This window comes from Paenibacillus amylolyticus (assembly GCF_051136285.1).
Lineage (GTDB): Bacteria > Bacillota > Bacilli > Paenibacillales > Paenibacillaceae > Paenibacillus > Paenibacillus amylolyticus_F.
This window is the reverse complement of record NZ_CP194938.1, coordinates 3,694,841-3,713,859: the sequence shown is the minus strand read 5'-3', so window position 1 is coordinate 3,713,859 and position 19,019 is coordinate 3,694,841. Positions and strand designations below refer to the sequence as shown.

General features: G+C 47.1%; 17 protein-coding genes. All 17 read left to right on the top strand.

Features of this window, described 5'->3' with window-relative positions; translation table 11 throughout:
• The first annotated feature begins 90 nt into the window (after positions 1-90).
• The 17 genes from yabP (at position 91) to cysK (ending at position 18,900) form a co-directional block, all read left to right on the top strand.
• Positions 91-375: a sporulation protein YabP gene (gene yabP / locus ACR8BL_RS16395; protein ID WP_434748608.1), complete on the top strand. Its 285-nt coding sequence runs from the start codon at positions 91-93 to the stop codon at positions 373-375.
• Complete coding sequence (gene yabQ, locus ACR8BL_RS16390) at positions 372-962, top strand: spore cortex biosynthesis protein YabQ (RefSeq protein ID WP_434748607.1); 591 nt, start codon at positions 372-374, stop codon at positions 960-962. The genes yabP and yabQ overlap by 4 nt, the downstream gene beginning before the upstream one ends.
• Positions 955-1,290 carry an FtsB family cell division protein gene (locus ACR8BL_RS16385; protein WP_434748606.1) on the top strand — a complete coding sequence of 112 codons (336 nt, stop codon included), beginning with the start codon at positions 955-957 and terminating at the stop codon, positions 1,288-1,290. The genes yabQ and ACR8BL_RS16385 overlap by 8 nt, the downstream gene beginning before the upstream one ends.
• A 198-nt stretch (positions 1,291-1,488) precedes the next feature.
• Positions 1,489-2,019 (top strand): S1 domain-containing RNA-binding protein, encoded by a 531-nt coding sequence (locus ACR8BL_RS16380; protein ID WP_434748605.1) that lies wholly within the window; start codon positions 1,489-1,491, stop codon positions 2,017-2,019.
• A gap of 486 nt (positions 2,020-2,505) precedes the next feature.
• The gene (gene spoIIE, locus ACR8BL_RS16375) at positions 2,506-5,013 is read left to right on the top strand and encodes a stage II sporulation protein E (protein ID WP_434758255.1); all 2,508 of its coding nucleotides are present in this window, start codon (positions 2,506-2,508) and stop codon (positions 5,011-5,013) included.
• Between the two features lie 134 nt (positions 5,014-5,147).
• Positions 5,148-5,900 (top strand): VWA domain-containing protein, encoded by a 753-nt coding sequence (locus ACR8BL_RS16370; protein WP_434748604.1) that lies wholly within the window; start codon positions 5,148-5,150, stop codon positions 5,898-5,900.
• Positions 5,884-6,831 carry a serine/threonine protein kinase gene (locus ACR8BL_RS16365; protein WP_434748603.1) on the top strand — a complete coding sequence of 316 codons (948 nt, stop codon included), beginning with the start codon at positions 5,884-5,886 and terminating at the stop codon, positions 6,829-6,831. Before ACR8BL_RS16370 ends, ACR8BL_RS16365 begins: the two co-directional genes overlap by 17 nt.
• 43 nt (positions 6,832-6,874) lie before the next feature.
• Positions 6,875-8,314, top strand: a complete 1,440-nt coding sequence (gene tilS / locus ACR8BL_RS16360) for a tRNA lysidine(34) synthetase TilS (RefSeq protein ID WP_434748602.1) — start codon at positions 6,875-6,877, stop codon at positions 8,312-8,314.
• Between the two features lie 52 nt (positions 8,315-8,366).
• Positions 8,367-8,906 (top strand): hypoxanthine phosphoribosyltransferase, encoded by a 540-nt coding sequence (hpt, locus tag ACR8BL_RS16355; protein ID WP_434748601.1) that lies wholly within the window; start codon positions 8,367-8,369, stop codon positions 8,904-8,906.
• Between the two features lie 100 nt (positions 8,907-9,006).
• Positions 9,007-11,049, top strand: coding sequence for an ATP-dependent zinc metalloprotease FtsH (gene ftsH, locus ACR8BL_RS16350; RefSeq protein ID WP_434748600.1), 2,043 nt, complete (start codon positions 9,007-9,009; stop codon positions 11,047-11,049).
• A 296-nt stretch (positions 11,050-11,345) separates the two neighbouring features.
• Positions 11,346-12,284: a quinolinate synthase NadA gene (gene nadA, locus ACR8BL_RS16345; RefSeq protein WP_434748599.1), complete on the top strand. Its 939-nt coding sequence runs from the start codon at positions 11,346-11,348 to the stop codon at positions 12,282-12,284.
• 35 nt (positions 12,285-12,319) lie between these two features.
• Positions 12,320-13,954 carry an L-aspartate oxidase gene (gene nadB, locus ACR8BL_RS16340; protein WP_434753144.1) on the top strand — a complete coding sequence of 545 codons (1,635 nt, stop codon included), beginning with the start codon at positions 12,320-12,322 and terminating at the stop codon, positions 13,952-13,954.
• Entirely contained in the window at positions 13,951-14,817 is an 867-nt protein-coding gene (nadC, locus tag ACR8BL_RS16335) for a carboxylating nicotinate-nucleotide diphosphorylase (protein WP_434748598.1), read from the top strand. The genes nadB and nadC overlap by 4 nt, the downstream gene beginning before the upstream one ends.
• A 6-nt stretch (positions 14,818-14,823) precedes the next feature.
• On the top strand, positions 14,824-15,594 hold the full coding sequence (locus ACR8BL_RS16330; protein WP_434748597.1) for a type III pantothenate kinase: 771 nt from the start codon (positions 14,824-14,826) through the stop codon (positions 15,592-15,594).
• 102 nt (positions 15,595-15,696) lie between these two features.
• The gene (gene hslO / locus ACR8BL_RS16325) at positions 15,697-16,587 is read left to right on the top strand and encodes an Hsp33 family molecular chaperone HslO (RefSeq protein WP_434748596.1); all 891 of its coding nucleotides are present in this window, start codon (positions 15,697-15,699) and stop codon (positions 16,585-16,587) included.
• A 23-nt stretch (positions 16,588-16,610) separates the two neighbouring features.
• On the top strand, positions 16,611-17,561 hold the full coding sequence (locus ACR8BL_RS16320; RefSeq protein WP_434748595.1) for a peptidyl-prolyl cis-trans isomerase: 951 nt from the start codon (positions 16,611-16,613) through the stop codon (positions 17,559-17,561).
• Positions 17,562-17,961: 400 nt separating this feature from the next.
• Positions 17,962-18,900, top strand: coding sequence for a cysteine synthase A (gene cysK, locus ACR8BL_RS16315; protein ID WP_434748594.1), 939 nt, complete (start codon positions 17,962-17,964; stop codon positions 18,898-18,900).
• Positions 18,901-19,019: the final 119 nt, after the last annotated feature.

Here is a 19,019-nt window from a genome sequence, read left to right as displayed (position 1 = left end):
CCAGAGGAATTAAAAGGATCGATGAGTCAGTAGTTCTAATCTGGGTTTCTCATCCATAAGCTAGGTACTAAAGAAGGAGGGGTACATGCTATGGTTGAACACGGAAAGGCCAAACAGCACCATCTCAATATGCAAAATCGGAAACTGCTGGATCTGACAGGGGTCTCCAATGTGGAGAGCTTTGACAGTGAGGAGTTTTTGCTTCAGACCGAACTTGGGCATCTGACGATCCGGGGGCACAATTTACATATCAAAAACCTGAGCTTGGAGGAAGGGCTTTTATCTATTGAAGGGACGGTCAGTTCACTTCAGTATCTTGATCCCGGTGCCCAGTCGAAAAATAGTAAAGGCCTGTTTGGTAAGATGTTCCGATGATTCTGGATGCGCAGTGGATCACACTGAGCTGGATGGTATTATCGGGCGTTGTGATGGGTGTTGCTTACGACAGTTACCGGGTACTGTCCAGGCAGCTGCGATTTCCGAGATGGAGCATCCATACGCTTGATCTGTTGTACTGGGTTGCTTCCGCGCTGTTCGTTTTTCGGATGTTGTATGCCGGAAACCACGGACAGTTGCGGTTTTATGTCTTTTTGGGGCTGATTATCGGAGTTTGCTTCTATTTTTGGCTTTTAAGTGTTACAACTCAGCGTTTTGTGGTAATGTTAATTAAACTCGCAAGAACACTCATCCAGTGGTGTGGACATATCCTTAACATCCTGATTGTTGTGCCGGCTAAGGGGATATACAGATTAGTTCGCGTATTATTCGGTTTCATCATTGCGATACTAATGTTCCTTGGCAAGTTGGTGCTGCAATGTTTAATCCCTTTCGGCAAATTGTTCCGCTGGATGTTTAGGCCGCTCCTGAAATATTGGGTGACGCCTCAATGGATGATCCAAACGGGTACGAGAATTGCAGCGATATGGAAACGTTGGTTTCAAGGAGGTCCGGGGAATGAGTAGAACACCTGTGGGCAGAAATAAAGGCCCAGCTAATCAGGGGAAATCTGCTGGTGCACGAAGGCGTCTGATGTTATGGCTAACTTTTGTAGCTGTTTTTGCGATCTGGGCAGGATATACGTTTCTTGTACAGAATGCGCAAATTTCGGACAAGAGTTCTTATTTGGCCGCTCAGCAAACTTCGCAGCAGGATACGCAGAAACAGCTGGAACAGCTGAAGTATGAAGTCAGTCGGTTGAAGGACCCTGAATACATAGGGCAGCTGGCACGTAAAAAAGGGTACTACCTCCCTGAAGAAACACCAATTCAGGTTGAGGGGTCAGGAAACTAATGGAATTCAGCTTTTTGCTGAGCATGGTTTGTTTTACATGAGTGTTATATGCGTAAACCGGAAAAAATAGGCTATATAATGGGCTAGCGCTCAGTTGACCTTGGTTTATGGCATAAGGTATAATTACAAGTAGCGCAGCATGATTTTGGCATTCAAAAAATCGGGTTGTATATTTTTAAGGGAGGATCATTTTATTCTATGGCAATTGAAGTGGGCACCAAGTTAGAGGGCAAGGTGACAGGAATCACGCATTTTGGAGCATTTGTGGATCTGTCAGGAGGTGTCACGGGTCTCGTTCACATCTCGGAAATCGCCGACAATTACGTCAAAGATGTCAACGACCACCTGAAGCTGAATGACCAAGTTACAGTAAAGGTTATCAACGTTGACAAAGACGGCAAGATCGGACTTTCCATCAAACAGGCTGTTGACAAACCGGTAGAGCAACAAACTCAATCCAGACCCCCGAGAGCTCCTAGACCGGAACGCAGTGGAGGAGATCGCGAACGATTCAGCGGCGGCGGAGGCCCAAGTGGTGGCCAAGGTCGTGGTGGTGGCGGCGGTGGATTTAACCGTGACCGCGGAGGCCGTTCTTTCAAGCCCGCAGCAGGCAAACCTTCATTTGAGGATAAAATGTCACGCTTCCTGAAAGATAGCGAAGAACGGATCTCTTCGCTCAAGAAGAATACAGAAGGCAAACGTGGTGGCCGTGGCGCCAAGCGTGTGTAATCTGTTTCAACCTGATATGAATATATAAGTAAAACCGTTAGCCAATGGGCTAACGGTTTTTTTGTACATCCATGTATATATCGTATTTCGACGAAACCTTAGAGAATCATGAATTTTCAGGTAAGGCATGACAAGATCTTTTCAAGATTTGCACTGTTCAATGGAAGGATAAGAACATTTGTCGTCTTCCATTTTTTACCGACAGGTTTCCGTGGCATTCCCCAGTTATTCTGCTCAGATCATGGCGACACCCTCGCACTTCTCATTCAAAATCAGACATGTCACCTTTCAACAGCCAGCTTGAAAATCTCAAAAACTACAATAAGGCCGAGGGTTTCACACCATCGCACCACGGCGGTTTCTTTTGTCGTAAACTTTCTAAGCCCGTCCAGCTATTCTGACAAACTACGTCTTCTATTCTATCTATAATCAGAACCATCGAGAATGAAACACGAAATCAAATTAATCGAATGGGGTGCCTTGAGCATGATGGAGAAGTGGAATGTCATTCAATTTCCGGGGATGAAAGCAGGTAAGGGAAGTGCTGCAGCTCGGGAGGAGCTATCGGTACGTCTGAAACAGTGGCTAGGTTCCCGCAAGGCTGTCCAGGCTTTGGCATCACGTAAGTGGGTATTGCTGCTTACATTTATGGGATTTCTACTGGGGAAGGCGATGATCCTGAATGAATTATCTCCTTTTGCAATTGCATACTTTGCTGTTATTGCTTTTATGCGCAGGGATTATATCATTCCGGTTGGTGCGGCTCTGCTCGCAGGAAGCCTGTTTGCTCCGTTTCCCGTTTCACTGATTGTGGCCTCCGAGATCGCCATCTTCTATCTGTTATTCCGAGGACTCGAGTCTTATGACCGTGCTGAATTATCTTATGCACCAACGATGGTCTTTACGACAACTTTTATGGTGAAACTATTCGCCGTTGTGATTGGGCCTTCGTTCAGTTGGTATGCGATGCTGATGCTGACCATGGATTCGGTGCTAAGCTTCGTGCTGACTCTTGTGTTCATTCAGGCCATTCCAATTTTCACGTACCGCAAAAAAAAGTTCAGCCTGAAGAACGAGGAGATCTTGTGCCTGATCATTCTGCTGGCATCTGTAATGACTGGGGCGGTGGGCTGGACGATCCAATCCCTTTCCGTGGAACATATGCTTTCTCGTTATCTCATTCTGATCTTTGCACTGGTGGGCGGAGCTCCTCTGGGGGCATCCGTAGGTGTGATTACAGGTTTAATTCTAAGTCTGGCCGATATGTCAGCGGTATATCAGATGAGTTTGCTAGCTTTTGCTGGGATGTTAGCAGGTATGCTTCGTGAGGGGAAACGTGTGGCGGTTGCACTGGGCATGTTGCTGGGTTCATCGATACTATCCATTTATCTGGGTGGCCCGGGTGATGTAATGAATTCCTTGTGGGAAACGTGCATAGCCATTGCGCTGTTTATGTTAACACCGAAGAGTATGCTTACAGCAATCTCCAAATACGTACCAGGCACGCAGGATCATACCAAATCTCAGCATGAGTATGCAAAACGTATTCGTGATATTACGGCGGAACGAGTGACACGCTTCTCAGAGGTCTTCCGTCAGTTATCCCGTAGCTTCGATCAGATGTCCGGTACGGGGGAACCGATACATAAAGAAGGAGGGATGGATCATTTCATGAATGCGGTTGCCGAAGGAACCTGTGCGGGTTGCTTCAAGCGGACGCAATGCTGGGATGCCAAGTTTATTCAGACGTATAGCTATATGACTGATGTAATGAGTTCTATCGAGACAAATCCGGAGATGTCTGGCAAACAAATTCCGGTGGAATGGAACAAGGTATGCGCCAAGCCGGAGGAGGTACTTGAAGTGATGCGAGCCCAGTATGGTCTGCATCAACATAATATGCAATGGAAACGGCAGATTATGGATAGTCGGCATTTGGTTGCCGAGCAATTGTCCGGAGTATCGCAGGTAATGGAGGATTTGGCCAAAGAAATTCAACGCGAAAGTGAGGAGATGGTTCAGCAGGAGGAACAGATTCGGGATGCGCTGGAGTCACTGGGACTATCCATTCATTCCATTGAGATTATTAATCTGGAAGCAGGCAATGTGGAAATTGAGATTGTACACGCGTATACCAGGGGGTTCGATGAATGTCGTAAAATGATCGCTCCGCTAATCTCTAATGTACTAGATGAGCATATTGCTGTGTTGCATGAGACGATGACTGATCCTCGCCAAGGATTGGCAACCGTTACATTCGGATCGGCCAAGACATTTGAGATCACAACAGGTGTAGCTGCTGCTGCCAAGGGGGGCGATGTGATGTCTGGGGATAGCTTCAGCACGGTGGAATTAGGTAATGGCACGTTTGCAGTTGCACTTAGTGATGGAATGGGAAATGGGGAACGAGCTCGCATGGAGAGCAGTGCCGCACTAAATATTTTGGAGCAGCTGCTTCAATCGGGCATGGATGAGAAACTGGCGATCAAATCTGTCAATTCCGTACTGATGCTGCGTTCTCCAGAGGAGATGTATGCCACAGTGGATATGGCACTGATCGATGAATATACAGCAGAGACAACATTTATGAAAATTGGATCGACGCCGAGTTTTATTAAACGTGGGCAGGAGGTTATCCAGGTTTCAGCGAGTAATCTGCCGATTGGCATTATTAAAGATATTGAGGTCGATCTGGTGACACTCCAGCTTCAGGCCGGTGATATTTTGATTATGATGACAGACGGCATCTATGATGCTCCAGGATATGCAGTCAACAAGGAGTTGTGGATGAAACGCCTCATTCAAGAGATTCATACGGAAGATCCCCAGGAACTGGCAGACTGTCTGCTTGAAAGTGTTATTAGGTATCAGCAACAAGAGATTTTGGATGACATGACTGTAGTGGTTGGCAAAGTTGAACATTATCGGCCGGAATGGGCCACTTTGCGGGTACCTGGCATTAACCGCATGGAACGTCCTCGTACTGTAAGTTAGAGGGCTTGATTTAGGCGTTCATGATCATGAGCCCACCAATTCATAATCCAATCCCCTCAAATTCGTTTGAACTCTCTTCAATCTGGCAATGCTAGTCATAGAGTTGGAGAGTACGAAGAACGGAGGGATATCGGATGAAACAAATTTTGTTGATTACCGACGGTTGTTCCAATGTAGGAGTAAGCCCAGTGCTGGCAGCGGCCGAGGCACGGGAAGAGGGCATTACTGTCAACGTAGTAGGCGTAATTGATTATGGCACAATTGGTGAGCTAGGCAGTCGGGAGATTGAGGATATCGCTAATGCAGGTGGGGGAATCAGCCAGATTGTAGGCACAAGACAGCTTGCTCATACAATGCAGATGATGACGAGAAAAACGGTGGTTCAGACGATTCAACAGGCGGTTAATAGAGAGTTAACACAAATTTTGGGAGATAAGGGAGCCAAAACGGTAACGGATCTGGAACCCTCCCAGCGCTCACAGGTCGTGGAAGTAATTGATAACTTGACGGAGAACGCTGCTCTGCAAGTCACTCTGCTGATTGACGTCAGCGCAAGTATGAAACCGAAGCTGGCAGCCGTGGAGGAAGGTATTCGAGATTTGATGTTAAGCTTGCAGGCACGAGTAGGCAAGAGCAGGTTATCGGTTTTTCATTTTCCAGGTCGCCACAGCGGAGAGGATGCGGTCATGGACATTGACTGGACCGATGATCCCGGGCGTGTGCGTTCCTTGTTTGGACGGTTGCAGACAAAGGGGGCAACGCCGACAGGTCCTGCAATTCAGAAGGTGATTGATTTTTACCGTTATGGTACACTGGAGGAACAGCAGGAAATAGAAGGGAACTATCGCATTGAAAGAGAAGGGATGCTCGGTGACAACGTTATCTGATGCCTCTTTCCCGCCAGGAACAGTCATTACGGGGAAATGGAATCGAAGTCGTTATACGATTCGGAAGCTGCTAGGCAGAGGTGCCAATGGGGTTGTATTCCTTGTCCAGCGCGGGGAGAATGGCAAACATTATGCGCTAAAAATGGGATTTGATCCAGTCGATTTGCAATCGGAGATCAATGTGCTCAAATCGTTTCAGTTACAGCGTAATCATGAAGCCCTTCGGCAGAGCGGCATCCCTTCCTATCTTAAAGATGTGGATGATTATGCCGTTCGCGGCCGGGATATTCCTTTTTATGTGATGCGCTACGTTCGGGGGGAAGCTCTTCATCATTTCATTCGGCGTCAGGGAACGGACTGGACACTGCTAGTTGGATTAAGACTGCTGCAGAAGCTCGCTCAATTACATCAGGCAGGCTGGGTATTTGGCGATCTCAAACCTCAGAATGTGCTTGTGTCGGATTATGGACATGTTGAGCTAATTGATTATGGCGGGGTCACGTCCATTGGACGAAGTGTCAAACAGTTCACGGAATGGTATGACCGGGGATTTTGGAATGCAGGCAGCCGGACCGCAGACGCTACATATGATGTGTTTGCCTTTGCACTGTTAATGATTCATATTTTGGAGGCCGATGCATTGAAGTCTCTGGCTGCGGATGGATTACCGCAATTGCGGAATGTGAATCAACTTGTGATGCTGGTGGAAAAAAGCGAGCGACTGAGCCCTTTTCGTCAATGGACTACCAAGGCTCTTCAGGGACAGTTTCAGAATGCAGACCATGCGGCAAAAGCGTGGAAGGAATTGATGGCACGTCCTACACCGATGCGCCGGCGTTCCAGAAGCAGCACACCACGATGGTTGAAGAATGCATTTGCTTTATCGGTCATTTTACTTATCGGTGTACTCATCTATGCACTGCGTTTTTGATAATGAACGTGCATATACATAATGCAAGGAATGAGGAACAGGTATGGAAGCTTTACGCTGGGACAAACTGGTTAATAACGTACTAGATGTAGCGGAAGAGCATCAGTTATGGGTTCCCGGAGATCGGATTGTCATCGCTGTATCGGGCGGGCCGGATTCGGTAGCTTTTTTGCATATCATGCATGAGATCAGCAAGCAGCATGTGCCGCTTGAATTGATCTGTGCCCATGTACATCATGGATTTCGGGCCGAGTCAGATGAAGAAGCTCGTCAGATGATGGATTTGGCAAGCCAGCTTGGCCTTGCATTTGAATGGGTCAAAGCTGATATACCTTCCTATATGAAACAAACAGGTCAAGGTCCACAGGAGGCAGCGCGAAACCGTCGTTATGCCTTTCTACATGAAGTGGCTGATAAGTATGGGGCAGCTAGCATTGCTTTGGCACATCATGCCGATGATCAGGCCGAGACGGTGATGCTTCATTTGTTACGAGGTAGCGGGCTTTCTGGGTTGGCAGGGATGAAGTTCAAACGCCGCGAAAAAAATGTGGAACTTATCAGGCCATGTCTTCGTATAAACAAGACAGACCTTGTAGAAGCTTGTAATACACAGGGTTTTACTTACTTTCATGATGAAAGTAATGAACAACGCAAATACCGGCGTAATGCGATTCGTTTGGATGTGCTTCCTTTTTTGGGGCAGTATAATGGACAACTCACGCCGTCACTGAATCGACTTGCCGAAATTGTGGGTGACGAAGACGATTTCATGGAGAAGAGTACTCAAGACACATACAGATGTCTAGTGCAGGTGAACGGTGGAAGGCAGACCTTTGAGGTGCCTTCCTTCTTGAAGTTACATGTCGCTTTACAACGAAGGTTGATTAAACTAATATTGAATTATCTGCCTTTGGACAGTGATTTTGTCGACTTTACCCGTATTGAAACCATTCGGCGCAAGGTCATGGAGACCGAGGTGACAACTTGGAGTCTGGATATAGGACAGACACTTACTTGTACCCGGGAGTATGATCGGATCTCTTTTGGCCAACAAACAGGAGTAAAGGGTCAATCTTACGAGTATCGTCTTGCACAATGGAGCGGAACTTATGAGCTTTCACTCACCGAAATTGACCGATATATCCGGTTGATGCCGATGAGTCCCGAGAACTATCATGTACCGGAATCGGCGGATCAAGCTGCGTTTGATGCGGATGAGCTTCTGATGCCGCTGGTTGTACGTTCACGGTTACCTGGAGATACCATGAAAGTAATGGGATTAAACGGAAGCAAAAAGGTGAAAAATATTTTCATCGATGAGAAAATTCCCCCGTCTGTCAGACCCCGCATTCCAGTGGTGTGTGATGGAGCAGGCAAGGTCATCTGGTTACCGGGGGTTCGCCGGTCCAATGCGGCTCCTGTCAGGGAGAGCACTTCCGCAATCCTGTACATGACTTTAGGCGATTCAGCGATTCAGGGGTAGTGGTTATGGTTCAGGTAAGGCTTTCATAGTATAACTTAGGAGGTTCGCACAGTTGCAGAACGATATTCAGGAAGTATTGATCAGTGAAGAAGAAATTCGGATTAAAGTCAAGGAATTAGGCGCAACACTAAGTGCCGATTATGCTAACCGGAATCCTTTGGTCATTTGCGTGCTCAAAGGTGCGTTTATATTTATGGCTGATTTGGTTAAAAACATAACGGTACCGGTTGAAATGGATTTTATGGCCGTATCCAGTTATGGTGCGTCTACCAAGTCATCCGGTGTTGTTAAAATTATCAAAGATCTGGATGTGTCTGTTGAAGGGCGTGAGGTTTTGATTGTCGAAGATATTATCGACAGCGGACTTACACTCAGTTATTTAATTGAACTGTTGGAAAACCGCGGTGCCGAGACAGTACGTGTGGTTACACTGTTCGATAAGCCATCTGGTCGCAAAGTGGAACTGGAAGCCCATTACACAGGCTTTGACATTCCTGACGCGTTCATCGTTGGATACGGTTTGGATTATGCCGAACATTACCGGAACCTGCCTTATATCGGGATCCTGAAACCGGAAATCTACACGAGCTGATATCCTGCAAGGCCCAAGCCTTGAGCTGTTCCTGGCTTCTATTGAGAAGCCACGTCGGGCTATGTTAAAATAATTAAAGTGTCTCGAGAGGAGGTAGGGGATGAATCGGTTCATCCGGAATTCTGGTTTTTATTTGATTCTTTTTTTAGTTGTGGTGGGTTTAGTTAGATTTATCACAGATGGAAACGATGTTATAGAAAACCCTAGATATGATCAGTTTCGTGCTGAGGTTAAAGCCAATAATATTGCCGAAGTGACTGTTCAATTCAACGGTCAGACATATCTCGTGACCGGCCGATACAAAAAAGCACCTGATGGGGCTAAATCAGAAAATTTCTCAACGTATATTCCTCCTACGGATGAGGCAATTACCGAACTTGTAGCTGCAAGTGAAGCTAACAAATTTGAATATCATCAGGAACCAATGAAGGGCGACAGCATCTGGTTGACACTGCTGACCTCCTTTATTCCTTTGATCATTATGTTCCTGCTGTTCTTCTTCCTGTTTAATCAGGCTCAAGGCGGCGGCGGTAAAGTAATGAACTTTGGTAAAAGCCGTGCTCGTCTCTACAACGAAGAGAAGAAGCGGGTTACATTTGAAGATGTAGCGGGTGCCGACGAGGAGAAACAGGAACTTGTTGAAGTAGTAGACTTCCTCAAGGACCCTCGGAAGTTCGCAGCCGTTGGTGCACGTATTCCGAAGGGCGTATTGCTTGTAGGTCCTCCGGGTACAGGTAAAACATTGCTCGCTCGTGCCGTAGCTGGTGAAGCGGGAGTTCCATTCTTCAGCATTTCCGGTTCTGACTTCGTCGAAATGTTTGTCGGTGTCGGTGCATCACGTGTCCGTGACTTGTTCGAAAATGCGAAGAAAAATGCACCTTGTATCATCTTTATTGACGAGATTGATGCAGTGGGACGTCAACGTGGCGCTGGTCTTGGTGGAGGTCACGATGAACGTGAACAAACCCTCAACCAGTTACTTGTTGAAATGGACGGATTCGGTGCGAACGAAGGTATTATCATCGTTGCCGCAACGAACCGTGCAGATATTCTGGACCCTGCGTTACTGCGTCCAGGACGTTTTGACCGTCAAATCACAGTAGATCGTCCAGATGTTAGGGGTCGTGAAGCTGTTCTGAAAGTACACTCCCGTAACAAACCACTCACGAAAGATGTGAGACTGGACATTATTGCGAAGCGTACAACAGGTTTCTCTGGTGCAGATCTGGAAAACTTGCTGAATGAATCAGCATTGCTTGCAGCACGTCGCAACAGAAAAGATATTTCCATGCGTGAGGTGGATGAGGCGATCGACCGCGTTATTGTTGGTACGGAGAAGAAAAGCCGTGTCATCAGTGATCGCGAGAAACGTATCGTCGCATATCACGAAGCAGGTCATACCATTGTAGGATACTTCCTGGAACATGCTGATATGGTACATAAAGTGACCATCATTCCCCGCGGACGTGCGGGTGGATATGTAATCATGTTGCCAAAAGAAGATCGCATGCTCGTTACCAAGCAGGAGCTGCTGGACAAAATAACGGGACTCCTTGGGGGTCGCGTGGCAGAGGAATTGTTTATCGGTGAGATTGGTACCGGCGCATACAGTGACTTCCAGCAAGCGACAAGTATCGTGCGCAGCATGGTTATGGAATACGGTATGAGTGAAAAACTGGGTCCAATGCAATTCGGAAGTTCGCAAGGACAGGTATTCCTTGGACGGGATATTGGTCATGAACAAAATTACTCGGATTCCATCGCATATGAGATCGACCAAGAGATGCAGCGTTTCATTAACGACTGTTATGAGAAGTGTAAAGCTCTCCTTACCAAACATACGAGAGAGATGCATCTGATCGCTGAAACATTGCTCGAGGTGGAAACATTGGAAATGGATCAGATCAAGCAATTGATCGAAACAGGTTCCCTTACACCAAAAGCAGAAGACGACAATTCAGGAGAAGGCACACCAAATGAAGGCGGCGAGCCAATCATTGATAATATCGGTGATGTTCGCGTACGCATTCAGGGCAAAGATGAAACTTCTGAGCCACCGGTTGGAGATATTCCGAATGAAACTCCTGACCTGGATAAGGGTAGCAATGATCCGAATGATGGTGGCACGAAGCCGACATCATAATAGGTAACATGTCCGGTAATGCTACCGGAATGAAAAGAGAGCCCTTGTGGCTCTCTTTTTTTGTAACAATTATTCATGTGGAGGAGAAACAGATAATCGAGAGCTAAATGGCGAACCAGACAGTATAAGAGTGATACGGCGGGATATCCTGCCCTTTTTCATTTATTGACAGAGTCGTGAACGTTGTGTACATTAGTTGTTAAACCGCTTGTGATTCGTTTCACCAGCGAACATAAAGACATAGGTTAGCCCATGAAACAGCGATTGACGCTGTCCCGATAAGGAGAGGATCACAGGTGGAAGCTCTGGCTTTAGAGCGCAAGGCTGAGATGAATCGTGAGCTGCGTGAGCGGCTGATGGAACTCAAGAAGGAACGCAATGCCATTATTCTTGCTCATTACTATCAACGTGACGAGGTACAGGAAGTCGCAGATTTCCGTGGGGACTCTTTCCTGCTGGCTCAGAAAGCAGCACAGACAGATGCAGATGTCATCGTATTCTGTGGTGTTCATTTTATGGGTGAAAGCGCTAAAATTTTAGCTCCGAACAAAACAGTGTTAATTCCTGACGAACGTGCAGGCTGTCCGATGGCGGATATGGTGAACGTGGACGGATTACGTAAACTCAAGGCACAGCATCCAAATGCTAAAGTCGTCACATACATTAATTCCTCGGCTGAGATCAAAGCAGAAACGGATATTTGCTGTACATCCGCTAACGCTGTTCGTGTAATCCAGTCTGTGGACTCCGAGGAGATCATCTGGGTACCGGATAAAAACCTGGGGCATTATGTGCAGCAGCATACAGACAAAAAGATGATTATCTGGGAAGGTTACTGTAACACGCATGATATGCTGACCGTCAAAGATGTCGTTGAAATGAAGGCTAAATATCCGAATGCTGAGTTTGTGGTGCACCCGGAGTGTCGTCCTGAGGTTGTGGAGATGGGTGACTTTGTAGGTAGCACGACAGCAATTCTGGAGTATTGCAAGAAATCAACAACCAAGCAATTCATTGTAGGTACTGAAGATGGCACAGGATATCAGCTGCGTCTTGACAGCCCGGATAAACAATTCCATTTTGCAACCAAGTTTCTGGTATGTCCTAACATGAAGGTCAACAACCTGAAAAAGCTGGTTAAATGTCTGGAAACGATGAAACCGCAGATTTATGTCCCACCGGCTGTTGCTGATAAAGCCAGAGAATCACTAGAGCGCATGTTACTTGTGAAGTAATATGCGTTACTCTTGCTCCGAGACAGGTGAATAAGATGATACCGCAATATATATATGATTTTGATCTCTCTGCGCTGCCGATGGTGGAGACAGATGTACTGGTAATTGGCTCAGGCATTGCCGGTCTGTTCACGGCCATTAAGGCCAGCGAGCAGCATCGTGTACTGATGATTACGAAGAAGTCTTTGCTTGAGAGTAACACCAGATATGCGCAGGGGGGAATTGCGGCTGTTATTGCTGAAGATGATTCGCCTGCATACCACTTGCAGGACACCCTTGTTGCGGGAGCGGGCTTGTGCCGATCCGAGGCAGTTGAAGTATTGGTAAACGAAGGCCCGGACGGTGTCAGAGAACTGATCCGTCTGGGTACATTGTTCGACCTGGAGAACGGCGAGTTGGCGTTGACGCAGGAAGGTGCGCATAGCCACCGCCGTATTTTACATGCCAACGGAGATGCAACAGGATATGAGATCGTAAGAGCGCTCGCTGTTGAGGTTCACGAACATCCTGGCATCGACGTCTGGGATGAGCATTTTGTCGTTGACCTTATAACGGATCAAGGAGAATGTATCGGTGCTCTGATTCTGAAAGAAGACGGCTCCAAAGTATTTGTCAAAGCCAAAGCAACGGTGCTCTGCTCTGGAGGGGCGGGACAACTGTACCGCTATACGACGAACCCTGATGTTGCTACCGCCGATGGGGTGGCTATGGCATATCGTGCAGGTGCCATCGTGCGCGACATGGAATTCATTCAGTTCCATCCAACATCCTTGTGTTACCCGGGAGCTCCACGTTTCCTGGTATCTGAAGCGGTACGTGGGGAGGGTGCGTACCTTCGCAACGTGAAGGGTGAGCGTTTTATGGAGAAGTACCATCCGCAGCTGGAGCTGGCGCCCCGTGATATTGTAGCCAGAGCGATTGTTAGTGAGATGGAATTGACAAGCAGTACGTTTGTATATCTGGATATTACACATGAACAGCCGGAGATGGTGAGACATCGTTTTCCTACCATTTACGAAACCTGTATGCGTTACGGCCTCGACATGACCACAGATTGGATTCCAGTTGCGCCTGCTGCTCATTACATGATGGGTGGAGTAAAGACCGATTTAAGCGGCGAGAGTAGTATCCCTCGTTTATTTGCTTGTGGTGAGGTATCCTCCACAGGTGTACACGGAGCAAATCGATTAGCGAGCAACTCCTTATCTGAAGCGATTGTATTTGGCCGGAGAATCGTGGAACGCATTCATTCGTTGCCATCACTCAATGGATCACTTGGGAGAGATGTGAAATCTCTGAGCAAGGACAATAACATTAACAATGCAAAAGAACAGCAAATTGCCAAGCCGGTATCGGAAAGACGTTTACGTCTGCAGAAGATGATGGTTCGCCAAGTGGGACTTCGAAGAAACGGAAAGAACCTGCAGCAGGCAATGGATAAATTGCAGCAGGAGTTATCCTTTTTTGATCAAAAGCTCACACAAAGGGAAGAACTGGAGTATGCCAACCTTTTGACTTGTGCATGGCTGGTAACCAGCGGAGCACTGCACCGTGAGGAAAGCCGAGGAGCACATTACCGCGAGGATTTCCCGGCACGTGATGATAACATGTGGCAGAAGCATAGTCTGCAACAGCGAGAACAAGCGATTGTGGAGGAATGGATGTCATGATACTGAACGGATATAATGAGGAACTTGTTGAGACGATTAAAGGTTGGTTACGTGAGGATGTAGGTGCAGGAGATGTCACAACCAATGTGACCGTTCCGGCAGACAGCAAGTCCAAAGCTGTGATTCACGCCAAAGATCATGGCGTCATTGCAGGCATCACGATTGCGGAGCTTGTATTTCAGATTGTAGACCCAGAACTTCGTTATACGCCAAAAGTAAATGACGGCGATGCAGTTACTCCTGGCACGATCTTGGCTGTAGTCGAAGGCAGCACGCACTCGCTCCTTACCGGGGAAAGGCTGGCCCTTAATTTATTACAACGCATGTCGGGTGTCGCTACGCGTACCCGTTCCTACGTAGATGCCCTAGAAGGGTTGAAGACCAGACTTGTCGATACACGCAAAACAACACCAGGTCACCGCTTGTTAGAGAAGTATGCTGTACGTGTTGGTGGCGGAGCGAATCACCGGTTTGGCCTGTATGATGCTGTTATGATCAAAGACAATCATATTAAAGGTGCAGGCAGTATTTCCGAGGCGGTGCAGCGTGCACGGGCCGTTATTCCGCATACGATGACGATTGAAGTGGAGACGGAAAATCTGACTCAGGTACAGGAAGCCTTGCAAGCTAGTGCAGATATCATTATGCTGGATAACATGCGGCCTGATCGGATGCGAGAAGCGATCGCTTTGATTCGTGAACAGGCCCCACATGTGAAAGTAGAAGCATCTGGCAACGTTTCTCTCGAAACCATTCGTGGAATTGCAGAAACGGGTGTGGATGTAATTTCGGTTGGCAGGTTAACCTATTCTTTTGAGAGCCTGGATATCAGCCTGGATTTAAACGAAAAGAAAGAGGGGTGAACCTCTTTGATTTTAGTCGTAGACGTGGGTAACAGTAACATTGTGCTCGGGGTATACCAGGGCCGTGAACTGTTACACCATTTTCGTCTGAGCACCTCTCGTCAGTCCACAGTGGATGAATACGGCGTATTGATTTATAATTTATTTCATATGTCCAGTATCTCGGCTCGCGACATTGAGGGTGTGATTATTTCATCTGTGGTTCCGCCACTGGTGAATGTCATCGAGATGATGTGTGTGAAATACGTGGGCCAAAAACCAATGATCGTCGGGCCTGGCATCAAAACTGGCCTGAATCTGCGATATGAGAATCCGCGCGAAGTCGGGGCGGATCGGATCGTAAATGCCGTGGCAGCCGTGGAAAAGTACGGCGGTCCTCTTGTAGTCGTTGATTTTGGTACAGCCACAACGTTTGACTGTATTGATGAGAAAGGCCATTATTTGGGGGGCGCTATTGTTCCTGGCATTCAGATTGCTACTGAAGCACTTTATGAGCAGGCAGCCAAACTGCCGCGAATTGAGCTAGAGAAGCCGAAGAAGGTTATTGGACGCAATACTGTGCATGCCATGCAATCAGGCATCATCTATGGATACGCCGGGCAAGTGGACGGCATCGTAGAACGAATTCGCGAAGAGATGAAAGCTGAGCCTATGGTCATCGCCACGGGAGGCCTTGCTGCTCTAATTGCAGAAGAGACCCGAAGCATTGAGAAAGTCGATCCGCTGCTTACGCTTGAGGGGCTGCGTATCATCTATGAGCGGAACCGGGAACGGTAGACATACAAAGGGCGGCATACAGCAGGCTGGGATTCAGCTTAAATGTTGAGCCGTTTTTTTCTGTTAAGGAACAAGATTATACGCCAAAGGAGGCTGAATGACTTGGAAAACAACAACAAACACGATCGGTTGATCCGTGGTACAGCAATGAATGGAAAGGTAAGAGCGTTTGCCGTTCAGACCACAGAACTGATAGAAGAGCTGCGCAGAAGACATGATACGTTTCCCACGGCTACAGCAGCTATGGGGCGTACAGTAACGACAGCAGCCATTATGGGTGCAATGCTGAAAGGTGATGAAAAGCTCACCATCCAAGTGAATGGAGATGGGCCGATAGGCCAGATCGTAGCCGATGCCAACGCCAAAGGTGAGGTACGGGGTTATGTTTCCAACCCACACGTACATCTGCCAAGCAATCGTTTTGGCAAATTGGATGTAGCTGGCGCGGTAGGTACAGAAGGTTTCATTAATATCACGAAGGATTTGGGTCTGAAAGACCCTTATCGTGGCAGTATTCCTATTATTTCAGGAGAGCTGGGCGAAGATTTCACGTACTATTTCGCTCAGTCAGAACAGACGCCTTCCGCGGTTGGAGTGGGTGTCCTGGTCGATACAGATAACTCGGTTATCGTTTCGGGTGGATTTATAATACAGTTGCTCCCAGGACTTACTGACCCGGATATTACAGAAATAGAAAATGCCATTGGTGCCTTGCCTCCGGTGACAACCTTGTTGAACGAGGGACTGGAGCTTGAAGAATTGTTGCGCCGTCTTCTGCCGGATGTGCAGGTTATGGGTGAACTCGATATTCATTTCAACTGCAGTTGTTCTCGTGAACGTTTGGAAAAAACCTTGATCAGTCTCGGACAATCCGAGCTGGAGGAACTAATCGAAGAAGAAGGACAGGCCGAAGTAATCTGCCAATTCTGCAATGAAGCTTATGATTTTAACAAAGAGCAGCTAGAGACCATCCTAGAACAAGCCAAGAACTGATCGATGCGGGGACGGGATGCGGTATGACCAGACAGGAAAAAGGATTGTGGACGGCGGTCGTTATTTTGACACTTGGCGTATTGGTGATGGGTACGGTTATGGCAATGCAGTTACTTAATCAGGGTAAAGAAGATGCAGAAACTTCTCATGATGCCAGCCAGGAAGAAGGAAGCACGGTGGCAACGATTAATGGTGAAGTGATTACGGATAAAGCCTGGACGGATGCGTTAAAACGACGTTATGGCAGTGAAATCCTACTGCAGATGCTGAACCGAAAAGCGGTGTATGCTGAGGCTCTTCAACGCAATTTGGTGGTCACTCCCAAAGAGATCACAAGAGAGATGGCTGAGGCTATGGATGGGTATGATTCAGAAAAGTCTTATTATGATGCGATGAAATCACAGCTTGGCCTGTCAAAGCAGGATCTCGAATTGGAAGCGGGGTATCGTCTACTGCTTGAAAAGATTGCTACCGCAGGCATTCAGATTAAGGATGAAGATATTCAGCAGTATTGGGTGGAGCATCGTGAAGACTACATCACTCCTGAGAAATATGACCTATCCATTATAGTGGTAAAAGAAAAGTCTGAATCCGAGGCTCTGCTCACGGCACTCCGGAATGGGAAAGATTTTGAAGAAACGGCTCGCTCGGAATCAGAAGATACCTACTCCCGAGATGCAGGAGGCAGACTGGGGTGGATTGAGCAGAACGACCCGTTCCAGTCCAAAGCAATTCTGCAGCTTGCTGCCAATATGAAAATCGGTGAAATTGCTGGTCCGGTACAGGTGGAGAACGGCTATGCAATCATGAAGATGAATGACAAAGCCAAACGGCAGGAGCAGTCAGCAAAGGAAGTACACGAAGAGATTCGTATGGAGCTTGCCTTGAGTCAGGCTGATCCGCTTCCGCAGGTCGAACAGATGTTACGAGATAAATACGAGGCTGTGATTATCTCCGAAATTCCGGCCTCCTGAAACGATGAATGATAAATGTCCTGTCTTAGGAGTTGCATCTTGATAAAAATACTTTGTCTACGGTCTCAAGACCCAAGGCAAAGTATTTTTTTTGAGTACTCATATTGACAATGACTTGTAACGTTGATAAGATGAAAATAATCAAATACCTACTCGTTTACTCGGATATAAACACATCAAAAGATATATATATGTATTATATGTTTTCAATAGGATAAAGAAACTTTCGGAAAACTCGGCGCTGCCTATACCTGTATGCGTGGCTCTTTATGCAGAAAGGAACGGATAATCACCGGATTTCCGCAGTTCTTCATAAACATCCAGAGGCTCATTGGCACAGATCGCATAAGGTTACAGGAACTATATAAGTATTATTCATCCAACTAAGGAGGGCATTCATATGGCTAAAGTAGTTAATAATGTAACTGAACTTATCGGAGGTACACCGCTTGTTCGTCTGAACAATATCGTACCTGAAGGCAGTGCTGAAATCTTGGTGAAACTGGAATACCAAAACCCAGGCTCAAGTGTGAAAGATCGTATCGCGATTAGCATTGTTGAAGAAGCGGAAAAAGAAGGTAAGCTGAAACCGGGTGGTACGATCATTGAAGCAACAAGTGGTAACACGGGAATCGGCCTCGCGATGGTTGCTGCTGCTAAAGGCTACAAGTCGGTCATTGTAATGCCTGAAACCATGAGCTTGGAGCGCCGCAACTTGCTTCGCGCTTATGGTGCTGAGCTTGTGCTTACACCTGGAGCAGAAGGAATGAACGGCGCAGTCAAAAAAGCCGAAGAACTTTTGAAAGAAAACCCATCTTACTTCATGGCGGAGCAGTTCAAAAACAAAGCGAATGTGAAAATTCACCGTGAAACGACAGGTCCTGAAATCGTAGAAGCGATCCAGTCTGTAGGAGGAACACTTGATGCGTTTGTTGCAGGGATTGGTACTGGCGGAACGATCACTGGTACGGGAGAAGTGTTGAAAGAAGCATTTCCTGGAATCAAAATTGTGGCAGTAGAGCCGGCAGCATCGCCAATTCTGGCGGGTGGCAAACCAGGCCCTCACAAAATTCAAGGGATTGGTGCAAACTTTATTCCTGAGATTCTGGATCAGGAAGTGTATGACGAAATCATTCACATTGAGAATGATGACGCATTTGAAACAGCTCGCGCTGTTGCGAAAGAAGAAGGTATTCTGTCCGGTATTTCATCCGGTGCTGCGATTCGCGCAGGACTTCAAGTAGCGAAACAGCTTGGAGCAGGTAAACGCGTTGTCGTTATCGTGCCAAGTAATGGTGAACGTTATCTGAGCACACCACTTTACAATTTCGAGGCGTAATTACAGGTACAGGACTTATCGATTATCGGATAAACCTTGATGCTCCTGAACCAGTTCATATTTATCCTTCCTGCCCTGACGGGTGGGAAGGATTTTTTGCGTAATGCTTTTAAAAGCAA

Coding starts and splice junctions, on each gene's coding strand:
- yabP (WP_434748608.1), top strand. CDS start 91: ATGGTTGAACACGGAAAGGCCAAACAGCACCATCTCAATATGCAAAAT.
- yabQ (WP_434748607.1), top strand. CDS start 372: ATGATTCTGGATGCGCAGTGGATCACACTGAGCTGGATGGTATTATCG.
- ACR8BL_RS16385 (WP_434748606.1), top strand. CDS start 955: ATGAGTAGAACACCTGTGGGCAGAAATAAAGGCCCAGCTAATCAGGGG.
- ACR8BL_RS16380 (WP_434748605.1), top strand. CDS start 1,489: ATGGCAATTGAAGTGGGCACCAAGTTAGAGGGCAAGGTGACAGGAATC.
- spoIIE (WP_434758255.1), top strand. CDS start 2,506: ATGATGGAGAAGTGGAATGTCATTCAATTTCCGGGGATGAAAGCAGGT.
- ACR8BL_RS16370 (WP_434748604.1), top strand. CDS start 5,148: ATGAAACAAATTTTGTTGATTACCGACGGTTGTTCCAATGTAGGAGTA.
- tilS (WP_434748602.1), top strand. CDS start 6,875: ATGGAAGCTTTACGCTGGGACAAACTGGTTAATAACGTACTAGATGTA.
- ftsH (WP_434748600.1), top strand. CDS start 9,007: ATGAATCGGTTCATCCGGAATTCTGGTTTTTATTTGATTCTTTTTTTA.
- nadB (WP_434753144.1), top strand. CDS start 12,320: ATGATACCGCAATATATATATGATTTTGATCTCTCTGCGCTGCCGATG.
- nadC (WP_434748598.1), top strand. CDS start 13,951: ATGATACTGAACGGATATAATGAGGAACTTGTTGAGACGATTAAAGGT.
- ACR8BL_RS16320 (WP_434748595.1), top strand. CDS start 16,611: ATGACCAGACAGGAAAAAGGATTGTGGACGGCGGTCGTTATTTTGACA.
- cysK (WP_434748594.1), top strand. CDS start 17,962: ATGGCTAAAGTAGTTAATAATGTAACTGAACTTATCGGAGGTACACCG.